The following is an 11715-nucleotide window of genomic DNA, read 5'->3' as shown; positions in this document are numbered from 1 at the left end:
CGCAACATTGGCTATAAGCAACTAATATAGGGGGAATTGATGATGAGCACAGAAAAAAAACCATTCATAGTTATCGGTGGGGGAATTGGCGGATTGGCAACTGCTTTAGGAATCGCGGAAACTAAACAGTATGTAAAGGTCCTTGAACAAGCTCCCGAATTTGGAGAAATTGGTGCAGGGATTCAGCTTGCAGCAAATGCCACAAACGTGTTGCAGCGTTTAGGCGTCATGGATAAAATCAATGAAATTGCAGTATTTCCAAAAAGATTGGTGCTGATGGATGCCTTTTCCGGCAAAGAGCTTTCCGCTTTGGATTTAGGTGATGTTTATAAAGAAAGATATGGAGCGCCGTATGTTGTCTTGCATCGTTCCGATTTGCATAAAGTACTGGCTGAAGCCTGTGAAAATAACCCGTATATTGAACTGGTTACGAACCAAACCATTATTGAAACTGTAGAAAATGAAGGTGAGGTTACGGTTACTTCTGCCAACGGGTCTAAACATTCAGGAACTGCTGTCATTGGAGCCGATGGATTATGGTCCAAGGCGCGGAAACTATTTGTGGAAGATCAACCGATCTGCTCTCAATATGTTGCATACAGGGGAGCGATTCCGATGGAAGAGGTTACGAGCCATGGAGATTTAGATGATGTATATATGTGGATTGGGCCAAACCTTCATCTTGTTCAATACCCGGTAAGAAGGGGAGAACTATACAACCAAGTAGTGGTGTTCAAAAGTTCTCAATACACGGAAGAAAACGAAAAAACAGATCAATGGGGAACCCCGGAAGAAATGGACAGTGTATTTGCCGGAACTTGTGAGCTTGTTCAGAATGCGATTTCATTCATTCAAAGGCAACGCCGCTGGCCGATGTATGACCGGTTGCCAATTGATAATTGGAGTAAAGGAAGGATTACACTTACGGGTGATGCGGCACATCCGATGCTTCAATACTTGGCACAGGGGGCTTGCCAGGCTTTAGAAGATGCAGCTTATTTGTCGGATATGCTTCATAAGCACGGGAAGGACATTGAACAGGCATTCTTGGAATATCAAGAGGAACGCATTCCGCGCACAGCTCAAGTTCAAACGAGTGCAAGAATGTGGGGGGAAATCATCCACAATACGACCGATGCGGGCATTCTGCTCAGAGATACGATCCTTGCAGCTCGCACGGATAAAGATTTCCAATTCGTCGATGAATTTCATGGTTATAATAAAACGGCCGTAAAAGCATAAGCCGTTTTGTTTCATCCAAATCAGGAGTTTTATGCATTTTACAAATGGGTCTGCCTTTCTTCTATCGCTTGTGTTTTTTATAAGCTGCATTTGCGGGGCGTGGAATGAATAGGCAAACTGTTTTGTACGATCTTGATTTATTTCAACTAGAAGGCGTCATTGAAACTGGGCGTGTTCCCTACGGACGATTTTCTTTTCAAATCTCTGCTTATTCTCATGGCTTTCACATGTGTAGAAATGAAAGAGAAGTCAATGGCAGTCGCCATTTTAACGAACCAAATGGTTTCGCGGGCACCTGTTAATCTCGCTCAATAGATTTATGTTTAGAAAACACCCTCATCAACTCAAGTTTTATTAATTCTTTGGCAAAAGGGTTCTATCTAAAAGCTAAAATAAAGTTGATTGGAACGGAAGGTACGAGGCTCCCGGACCGCCCGCGGAAAGCGATTGCCTGGAGTGGAATTCAACGTTCAAATGTATAAACCCTAAAACAAACTGTAGACAAACTCGATTTCCAACGAGTTTGTCTACAGTTTGTACCTTTCTTCTATATGAAGAAAGGTTTTTTTCCGTTTATCCTCCATGCCTTCTGCATTTTTTATAACTTTCCTTTACATGGGGAAAATTAGAAGTATAATGAAAATGTAAAGGTCAAATTTGGTCAAATCGAGTGGTAATTCGTTCATGATATAGATGAATGGGAGGGTTTAAGATGGATATTAATAATATGACGGAGAGAACCCAACAGGCGTTCATTGGCGGCCAGGAACTAGCCAAAGATAGAGGGAATCCCGAGTTGACGGAGTTGCATTTATTAAAGGCCTTAATGGAACAGGATGAAAGTTTATTAATAAGGATTTTATCGGAATCTGGTAAACCGATGAATCTATTTGATATAGAGCTAAATAAGGAACTCGATCGATTACCGGAAGTGAGCGGGAGTGTTTCCCAGGTTTATATGTCAACATCCCTACAGCAAATTTTGTCGGCTGCCGAAAAGGAAATGCGAATGTGGGAGGATGAATATTTATCTGTCGAACATATCCTTCTTGCGTCGTTACAAGTCAACAAAACGAATGTAAACAGGCTTTTTTCATCATATGGGATGGATTATGATAAAGCAAAACAGGTTATAAACGATATAAGGGGGAATCAGCGAGTGACTAGTCAAAATCCTGAAAGCACTTATGAAGTACTGAAAAAATACGGCAGGGATCTCGTTGCTGAGGTTAAGTCGGGGAAGGTCGATCCAGTAATCGGCCGAGATACGGAAATCCGTAACGTCATCAGGATCCTTTCACGTAAAACAAAAAATAATCCTGTTTTAATAGGAGAACCCGGAGTAGGTAAAACAGCGATTGTCGAGGGGTTGGCACAAAGGATCGTCAGGAAGGATGTGCCGGAAGGTTTAAAGGATAAGACCGTTTTTTCACTGGATATGAGTGCACTTGTCGCAGGGGCCAAATTCCGCGGTGAATTTGAGGAACGCTTAAAAGCGGTGTTGAGTGAGATCAAGAAGAGTGACGGTAAAATTCTTTTATTCATTGATGAATTACACACAATTGTCGGTGCAGGAAGAACGGATGGCGCACTTGATGCCGGGAATATGTTAAAGCCGATGCTTGCACGCGGTGAGCTGCATTGTATTGGTGCAACGACCCTAGATGAATATCGGCAATATATTGAAAAGGATCCGGCTCTGGAGCGCCGTTTCCAACAGGTTCTGGTTCCTGAACCGGATGTGGAAGATACGATTTCAATTTTGCGGGGATTAAAGGAACGGTTTGAGATTCACCATGGCGTCAGGATACATGATCGGGCAATCGTTGCTGCCTCTGTCCTTTCGAACCGATATATAACGGAGCGGTTTTTACCGGATAAAGCGATAGATCTTGTGGATGAAGCATGTGCGATGATCCGAATGGAAATCGATTCAATGCCATCCGAGCTCGATGAAATCACGAGAAAAGTCATGCAACTTGAAATTGAAGAAGCGGCCCTGAAAAATGAGGAGGACCCTCAAAGCAAGGCAAGGCTGGAAGTGCTTCAAAAAGAACTATCAGAACTTCAGGATCAGGCGAATAGCATGAAATCCAAGTGGCAAATGGAGAAATCAGCGCTTCAGAAGGTGCAGGATAAACGTGAAGAGCTTGAGAAATTGCGTCATGAACTGGAACAGGCAGAAACTGATTATGACCTTAACCGGGCTGCTGAACTTCGGCATGGAAGGATTCCGCAGCTCCAAAAAGAATTGGAAACAATGGAAGACGAATTGGAAAAGGAAAAACAGGAATCCCGATTGCTTCGCCAGGAAGTGACGGAAGAGGAAATTGCCTCGATTGTTGCAAGGTGGACGGGAATTCCGGTCAGCAAGCTCGTGGAAAGTGAAAGGGAGAAGCTGCTTCGCCTATCTGATATCCTGCATGAACGCGTAATAGGTCAAGGAGAAGCGGTGGAACTCGTATCCGATGCCGTCCTGAGAGCAAGGGCGGGAATTAAAGATCCAAACAGACCAATCGGTTCATTCATTTTTCTTGGGCCGACCGGTGTCGGTAAAACCGAATTGGTAAAAGCTTTGGCAGAAACGTTATTCGATAGTGAGGAACATATGATAAGAATCGATATGTCGGAATATATGGAGAAACATTCCGTGTCCCGCCTTGTTGGTGCACCTCCTGGATATGTTGGATTTGAGGAAGGAGGCCAACTTACGGAGGCAGTCAGGAGAAACCCATACTCAGTCATATTATTAGACGAAATTGAAAAGGCACATCCGGAAGTCTTCAATATTTTGCTGCAAATGTTGGATGATGGAAGAATAACGGACTCCCAAGGCAGAACAATCAACTGTAAAAATACGGTGATCATCATGACTTCCAATATCGGTTCCCATTTCTTATTGCAGGCGAACCGTGAGGATGGTGGCATTGAAGAAGAAATAAAAGATCAGGTCTTTAAAGAATTAAGAGGCCATTTCCGTCCCGAATTTTTAAATCGCGTTGATGACATTGTTTTATTCAAACCGCTGACGAAACAAGAAATCGTTGAAATCGTGGATAAGATGGTTCATCAATTACAGGTGAGGTTAACTGAACAAAATATTGTTTTGAACGTCACAGAAGCGGCTAAGGAATTCATTGCGGACCAAGGATATGATCCGGTTTATGGAGCAAGACCGCTGAAGCGATTCATCCAAAAGCATCTGGAAACGAAAATCGCCCGTAAAATCATAGCTGGGGCTGTTGATCTTAAAGAAGGAATAACGATTGATCATGACCATGATGAATTGGTCCTCATATAAAAACGTTGAAATATAGTTTACACGTAAGCAAAGTACGGTATAACAAAAAGGACATCCTAAAAAGGATGTCCTCTTTTGCTTCTTAATGTTGATGAGAGTCTTTAGCTGGCCCGGCAGGCAAGATAGCAGGGACGATAAGAATCAGGATAGCAGCAGCTAATCCTAAAATCGTTCCCTGTGCAGCATCGTATGAAACTCCGATCATGGAAGAAACAACATATACAGTCATATGCACTAATAAGAATGTCCAAAAAATTGCCCAAGCATAACGCATCGAATTTCACCTCATTCCACTACATTCATTTTTATCTTACCATAATTAATATACAGTTAAAACGAGTTTTTAATAATAACCTTTAAATAATTCAATACATTAAATCATAAGAGAACTTTTTCTGGCAGACAAGTTGGTACCAAACTTCAATTGGGAACTCTTAGGGGAAAATAATAACAAGAATCGTCCATGCTTGGTTAATTTAAGATAAGAAGTTAGGCGTTTCCACTGACCCTTTCTATATTTCTTCATAAATTAATATAGTAGTAGTAATATTCCTTAAAGGAGTTTGAACGATGGAACAACGAACTTTTCAAATTGATGACCAATGGAATATCATCTATTATCCAGAGCGGCCCAGTGGTTTTTCCGTTATGGTAATTGGAGATCGTAGTCATTTTGTCGAAAAAGACAGCAGCTTTTGGCTGCAGCATCCTGGCAGGATGCAGATACTGGAATATTTGAAGGAATATGGATACACGTTATTTTCCTCCAATTTCCACGGCGCCAACTGGGGCAGTCCTAAAGCACTGGAACTTTCCCTAAACCTATATATTCTTTTCATGAAAAAAGAAATAGTCAATCAAAGGGTTCATATATTGGCAGAGGGGACAGGCGCACTACTTGCCCTGAAGTTAATGAATGAACTTGGAAATAAAATCCGGTCTGTCGTATTGATTGATCCGGTCTTTTCATTGAAAGCACAACTGGAGAAAGAAAAGGAAAACAAGTTCTTCTTTAAAAAGTGGCTGTCAGAGGTTGCCGCTGCATATGAGCTCGATCCGGCAAAATGTGAACAGCATATCCTGGACAATGAGGATTCAGCTATCGCAGAGAATATCCCCGTGAAAGTGATTCAGGTTTTTGGAAGCTTACGGAAAGAGCAAGCCTCCCTTTATCGGCAAATCCAGCTGGCTAGAAAAGCAGATTTGCAACTGACGTATATATTGCCCGAAAAACGTTATAAAATCCCCTATCAAATACAAAAGTTTTTCAATGAGAATGAAGAGATTTTATGAGAAGTGATATATTTTTACAATAGTTTGCATACGATACAGCATCTAAAAAAACTAGACGTGCCGGGTGAAGTGGGCTTGATGGCATACGAGGAGGCTGTATTTATGCAAACGAACATTGTCATTGGCACTTATCGATTTGTGGGATTCTATATGACTCAACATTTTTTGAACCAAGGGAAGGAAGTAATCGGAATTGATTGGGATGATTCCGAAGCAAGTCAATATATTATGGAAGAAAAGGAACTTGAAATAGGCAGGAATGCAAATTATATATATTTTCCGATAAATAAACTTAAATTATTGGATATTTCACAGCAGGACACGGTGTTCATATCTCTTTACGATTTTCAAAGCGGAAAATTGGACAAAATTGATTTTCTGATAGGCGAAATCGTTTTCTTCATTGAGAAATTCAAAAATGGCAAGGATGAAATGCCAAATTTCGTTCTTTTCATGCCCATTGAAAAAGATGTCAGTATATTTCAGCCCATTTTAAATTCGATTCGTGAAATAGACTCTGCGAAAATCATTTATTTGCCTACGATTTATGGACCTTGGCAATCGGAAGGCATGAGCTTTGAAGCTGGAATCAATCAGCTTGGACAGTCTGAAATCAAAGCGGCAATTGCTGCCGAATATTCCGGGGATGCTCTTTATATCACAGACTTTGTTAATGCTTTGGAAGCAGTGCTTACTTCCTCTTCCGATAGGGAAATCCAATTGTGCAGCAGTATAGATGACCATTGGAATAAATGTGCCAAATTGATATTTGGTGAAAGTATGGATTTATTCACTTCCCAATCCCAATCAACAACCAATATCAATAAAGGATCAATATTTGAAGTGCCATGCAAAATGGAACCTGAAGAAGGCATTGCATTACAAAGAAAACATAATAAACGATTAAACTTACTTAAAAAGTGGAGAAAGCGAGACTGACTCGGGAGAGCGATAACCAAATATGAAGGCGAAGCGAATGATCGGGAAAATATGAATTCGATAGCTTTCGATATTAGGGAAGGGCAAAACTGTATATTTGCCTCTAATCTATATGTCTTGTACTATAATGTTCAAGGATAGGAATTCACATCAAAAGATATTCATGATTTTATATGTGCGCCCTTTACGAAAGGGTGTTGTGGAATTATGATAATATTGAGCTTTATTCGACATCACAATGATCAATTGGATGAGTATTCAAAAGATAGGGGGGAAACGCGAATGAGTTCAGATAAAACTCTTGAATTTATGGGAATTGCCATGAAATACTTCCCAGAGGCTAAAGCGAAGCTTGAAGCAAGCGGGATTCCATTTTCAATGGAGATGGCAGAGCCATTCATGGAGCTCTTTAAAAGCGTAATGCAAGAAGCTTATGAGCTTGGTAAACAAGATGCTCAGCGTTAATTAAAGGCAGGCTGTCCGGTTAAAGGGCAGCCTTGATTTATTTATTCTTTTTTCAAGAACTTGGCAATCAATGGGTTCAGGTTAATTTTATCAATGGTCGGTTTGTATTGACTGTATAAACCCATCAATGTTTCTACGCTCGCCATCAATTGCATGTAATCAACCTTCGTTTCCTCTTGCTCCGGTTCAGCTTTCCTGCCAAACATCAAATTCGAAAAATGATCATCCGGGTTTCTTTCGCGGTTGCGATTGAAAATGTCCACAATGAATTCCTCCTATACTCCTTTTATTTATAATGTATGTCCTAAATTCCCCTTGGCATAGGCGCTTGACCGGCGTCTGAAAGAGATTTCTTTAGCTTTTCAAACCGTTAACCCTTGCAAGGATGTCTTTTTTTATATAAAATTAGTACCAGGTAATAATAGATGATTATAATAACTCATTAAAATATAAGGGGATGGCAAGATGAATGCTGGAATACTAGGGCTTGGCCGCTACTTACCCGACAAAATCGTTACAAATGCGGATTTAGAAAAAATGATGGACACTTCCGACGAGTGGATCCGGACCAGGACAGGTATTGAGGAAAGAAGAATTGCAAATGATGATATTGATACATCGGATATGGCTTATGAAGCCGCAAAAGCTGCATTGAAAAATGCGGAAATTTCTGCTGAAGATATAGATATGATTCTTGTAGCCACTGTTACACCTGATCAGTCGTTTCCTTCTGTCGCTTGCATGATTCAAGAGAAATTGGGAGCGATGAAGGCAGCTGCAATGGATGTAAGTGCTGCATGTGCCGGTTTTATGTATGCAATGATCACGGCACAGCAATTCATTAAGACTGGTGCATATAAGCATGTGTTGATTGTCGGTGTTGAAAAACTTTCGAAAGTAACGAATTGGGAAGACCGTAACACGGCTGTACTTTTTGGTGACGGAGCGGGTGCGGTTGTACTTGGACCTGTATCTGAAGGAAAAGGAGTCCTTTCCTTTGAATTAGGTGCAGATGGAACTGGTGGGAAGCACTTATTGCAGGAAGGAGATTTCATTCATATGAATGGACGTGAAGTATTTAAATTTGCTGTCCGTCAGATGGGGGAATCAAGCCTGGGTGTATTGGACAAAGCTGGTTTGACAAAAGAAGATGTGGATCTGCTTGTCCCGCATCAAGCAAACATACGCATTATGGAAGCTTCAAGGGAACGATTGGATCTCCCGCTTGAAAAAATGACGAAAACGATTCATAAATATGGAAATACTTCATCAGCTTCCATTCCAATGGCCCTTGTGGAAGAAATGGAAGCGGGAAGAATCAAGGAAAATGACTTAATCGTCATGGTCGGTTTTGGTGGTGGCCTTACATGGGGAGCGATCGCTCTTAGGTGGGGTAAATAAAAGAAGAAGCAAAACGTAAGTGCTTGAAAAATAGGAAGGAGCCATTTTTAATGACTAAACGCCGTGTAGTTGTAACAGGTATTGGAGCAATCTCTCCAGTGGGTAATGATGCAGAAACTGGATGGAAGAATATAATCGAGGGGAAATCGGGAATAGGACCTTTAACTCGTTTGAATGCTGAAGAATTCCCCGTTAAAGTGGCTGCTGAAATCAAGGAATTTGATATAGAGACATATATAAACCGTAAAGAAGCGCGCAAAATGGACCGTTTTACCCATTATGCAATTGCAGCTTCCGTTATGGCATATAATGATAGCAAACTGGAAATCACCGATGAAAATGCTGCACGTGTCGGGGTCTGGATCGGTTCGGGAATCGGCGGGCTGGAGACACTTGAAACACAGCATGAAAACTTTTTAAACAGGGGATATAAACGGGTGAGCCCATTTTTCGTTCCAATGATGATTCCGGACATGGCAGCTGGCCAGGTTTCTATCTTACTGGGTGCAAAAGGCATCAATTCATGTACGGTAACAGCCTGTGCAACAGGAACAAATTCAATTGGTGATGCGTTTAAAGCCATTCAGCGGGGCGATGCCGATGTCATGATCACAGGCGGGGCCGAAGCACCAATCACAAAAATGTCGGTTGCAGGTTTCTGTGCAAATACGGCTTTATCGACCAACCCTGATCCACAAACGGCTAGCCGTCCTTTTGATCTTAATCGTGATGGTTTCGTAATTGGCGAAGGAGCTGGAATTATCGTTCTGGAAGATCTAGAACATGCATTGAATAGAGGAGCCAAGATTTATGCTGAAATAGCTGGTTATGGATCAACTGGAGATGCCTTCCATATTACCGCTCCGGCACCAGGTGGAGAAGGCGGGGCAAGAGCGATGAAAATTGCAATTGAGGATGCCGGTATGAAGCCGGAAGACATCCAATATGTGAATGCCCACGGAACGAGTACGCCTTACAATGACAAATACGAAACGATGGCAGTCAAAGAAGTCTTTGGCGACCATGCTAATAAACTTGCAATAAGTTCCACTAAATCGATGACAGGCCACATGTTAGGGGCAGCTGGCGGTGTGGAAGCAATATTCACGATCCAGGCAATAAGGGACAGCATTTTGCCTCCAACCATCAATATTGAAACACCAGACCCTGAGTGTGATTTGGACTATGTTCCGAATCAAGCAAGGAAGGGCGAAATCAATGCAGCCATCAGCAATTCACTTGGATTCGGTGGACATAACGCAACCATTCTTTTCAAGAAGTATCAATAAGTTATGAAGGAAGGGCAGATCTTTTGGGATCTGCTCTTTTCATTTTGAAGGGAACCTGCAAATGAAAGGGATAAAAATGTGTCAACCGCCTTCTTGAAATCATACGATAGTCAATAGAAGCGGAGGTGTATGGGAAATGGGAGTCATTTCAACCGATGAATGGATGATGAAGGATTTCAACCGCCCGATCCAGATGATGGAAAGACTTAAAAGTACATTCAACAATATCGTTGATGCGGACATGATTTATCATCATTTATCAAAGCATGGCATGTATTCGCCTAATCAAAAAACAAAACTCACATGGGAAGACTTAAAAGAAAATAATGCATGGGAAAAAACAGAAAGCTTGTTTACAGCTTATAAGAAGCTTTGGGGAGGGCCTGATGTTCCCATATATATTTTTCCGCTCATGTCTTCAGGGATATGGAATAAAAAAGTTGAAACGAAGTCAGGTTTGGCATTTAGAGATAAACTATTCCTTTTTTATGGCAAGGGGATGGCCGAAAAGGAAATGGAAGCTCTGCTGATTCATGAATATCATCATGTATGCCGCCTGCATCATTTGAAAAAGGACCAAAAAGAATACACTCTCCTGGATACGATGATCATGGAAGGACTGGCGGAAAGAACGGTGGAAAAATATTTAGGAACAAAATTTTTAGCGAAATGGACTAAGTTATATCAGGAAGATAAACTACGGGAATTTTGGAATAAGCATTTAGAGGAAAAGCACATGATAAAACGTACAGATCCCCTTCATGATGTACTCCTCCTTGGGACGAAAGGGTATCCATATATGCTTGGATATTGTAGTGGCTATTACCTGGTGAAAAATTTTGAAAAACTCTCTGTGAAAAAATCATTTATGATCCAATCTGAAGAATTCTTATCAAAAAAGAGTTAATATATACGTTCTTTTTTTCTTAATCTGTTTTCTAGAATAGGAATAAATTGTATGGTTCCTGCCTATACTGATTGACAAACAGAAATTTGTTTAAGTGAGGGATGAATGATGCTATATCTTCATGATGTATGGGTTAACTGGTTTGAAGGAGAAGAAAACGGCTATAATATTTGTCATTTTCATGAATGGAGGAAGGATGACGGGATCGAACTACTAGATCAAGTTCCTTTGTTGAAAGTGTCATCAACATTGTTCCACTACATAGAGAACGACTTGTCAGAATTACCTAAGCCATTGCTCAATGACGTTTATCAAAAAGCATATGCAAGGAAAAATCATGAAAGAATTCAGCTTGACTATTGTTTTATCGTGACTGACGGAAATGGAATTTTAGCTGTTGATACGATTGGTTATCATATTCCGATTCGGAAAAGCAGAATAATTCCCCGGCAGGAACAAATTGTTTATGACATGATAGAGAACCATGAAGAGATGGATTACACCTTTACTGAAAAACCTACATCTGAGAAAGAATATCATATTTTGTCGCCGTCTCCCTTATTCATGAACGGTTTGACAAGAAAAGAAAGACAGCTTAAGCAATTGCTATTCATGGCCATGGATCAATTATTCACTGCGAAAAACACTGCTGAAATCCGCTATTGGTATACAGAATGGTCCCCTGAGAAATATGAAAGCATTCAAGAAATGGATTTTCAGATAGCTTGGCTTGAGTTATATGAAGAAATGAAGGAAGGCTGGTCAGAGAAGCACCTTCAACTTTGTGAAAACCTTGTGAAGGGGCAGCCTTTTTTTGAAAAGCTTTGGCAAGTGGAGGCTGGCGATAGCCCATCAATATTATGAACAAAAAAGACGAT

At 40.9% G+C, this 11715-nt stretch carries 12 protein-coding genes; 10 read left to right on the top strand and 2 right to left on the bottom strand.

Annotation, left to right across the window (positions count from 1 at the left end; translation table 11 throughout):
• The first annotated feature begins 42 nt into the window (after positions 1-42).
• From ACQKNS_RS06695 to clpB, 3 genes are all read left to right on the top strand, one after another.
• Complete coding sequence (locus ACQKNS_RS06695) at positions 43-1242, top strand: FAD-dependent monooxygenase (RefSeq protein WP_427641724.1); 1200 nt, start codon at positions 43-45, stop codon at positions 1240-1242.
• A 159-nt stretch (positions 1243-1401) separates the two neighbouring features.
• On the top strand, positions 1402-1557 hold the full coding sequence (locus ACQKNS_RS06690) for a hypothetical protein (protein WP_427641723.1): 156 nt from the start codon (positions 1402-1404) through the stop codon (positions 1555-1557).
• A 397-nt stretch (positions 1558-1954) separates the two neighbouring features.
• Positions 1955-4543, top strand: coding sequence for an ATP-dependent chaperone ClpB (gene clpB / locus ACQKNS_RS06685; RefSeq protein ID WP_427641722.1), 2589 nt, complete (start codon positions 1955-1957; stop codon positions 4541-4543).
• Positions 4544-4625: 82 nt separating this feature from the next.
• On the opposite strand, the gene ACQKNS_RS06680 is transcribed toward clpB, so the two are convergent.
• Positions 4626-4817, bottom strand: coding sequence for a YjzD family protein (locus ACQKNS_RS06680; protein WP_427641721.1), 192 nt, complete (start codon positions 4815-4817; stop codon positions 4626-4628).
• A gap of 296 nt (positions 4818-5113) precedes the next feature.
• Between ACQKNS_RS06680 and ACQKNS_RS06675 the strand changes: the two genes are divergently transcribed.
• From ACQKNS_RS06675 to ACQKNS_RS06665, 3 genes are all read left to right on the top strand, one after another.
• Positions 5114-5836, top strand: a complete 723-nt coding sequence (locus tag ACQKNS_RS06675; protein WP_427641720.1) for a hydrolase — start codon at positions 5114-5116, stop codon at positions 5834-5836.
• Positions 5837-5938: 102 nt separating this feature from the next.
• On the top strand, positions 5939-6775 hold the full coding sequence (locus tag ACQKNS_RS06670) for a hypothetical protein (protein WP_427641719.1): 837 nt from the start codon (positions 5939-5941) through the stop codon (positions 6773-6775).
• A gap of 282 nt (positions 6776-7057) precedes the next feature.
• Positions 7058-7240, top strand: coding sequence for a ComZ family protein (locus ACQKNS_RS06665; protein WP_034314525.1), 183 nt, complete (start codon positions 7058-7060; stop codon positions 7238-7240).
• A 41-nt stretch (positions 7241-7281) separates the two neighbouring features.
• Here the strand turns inward: ACQKNS_RS06665 and ACQKNS_RS06660 are convergent, their stop codons facing one another.
• On the bottom strand, positions 7282-7503 hold the full coding sequence (locus ACQKNS_RS06660) for a hypothetical protein (RefSeq protein WP_427641718.1): 222 nt from the start codon (positions 7501-7503) through the stop codon (positions 7282-7284).
• Between the two features lie 202 nt (positions 7504-7705).
• On the opposite strand from ACQKNS_RS06660, the gene ACQKNS_RS06655 reads away from it, so the two are divergent.
• The 4 genes from ACQKNS_RS06655 (at position 7706) to ACQKNS_RS06640 (ending at position 11701) form a co-directional block, all read left to right on the top strand.
• The gene (locus tag ACQKNS_RS06655) at positions 7706-8641 is read left to right on the top strand and encodes a beta-ketoacyl-ACP synthase III (protein ID WP_427641717.1); all 936 of its coding nucleotides are present in this window, start codon (positions 7706-7708) and stop codon (positions 8639-8641) included.
• 50 nt (positions 8642-8691) lie between these two features.
• On the top strand, positions 8692-9930 hold the full coding sequence (gene fabF / locus ACQKNS_RS06650; RefSeq protein ID WP_427641716.1) for a beta-ketoacyl-ACP synthase II: 1239 nt from the start codon (positions 8692-8694) through the stop codon (positions 9928-9930).
• A 136-nt stretch (positions 9931-10066) separates the two neighbouring features.
• Complete coding sequence (locus tag ACQKNS_RS06645) at positions 10067-10837, top strand: DUF2268 domain-containing protein (protein ID WP_427641715.1); 771 nt, start codon at positions 10067-10069, stop codon at positions 10835-10837.
• Between the two features lie 108 nt (positions 10838-10945).
• Positions 10946-11701, top strand: coding sequence for a YjbA family protein (locus tag ACQKNS_RS06640; protein ID WP_427641714.1), 756 nt, complete (start codon positions 10946-10948; stop codon positions 11699-11701).
• Positions 11702-11715: the final 14 nt, after the last annotated feature.

The organism is Peribacillus sp. NPDC094092, assembly GCF_050279365.1.
Lineage (GTDB): Bacteria > Bacillota > Bacilli > Bacillales > DSM-1321 > Peribacillus.
Note: the sequence above shows the minus strand (reverse complement) of the source record. Positions and strands in the feature narration are given on the sequence as shown.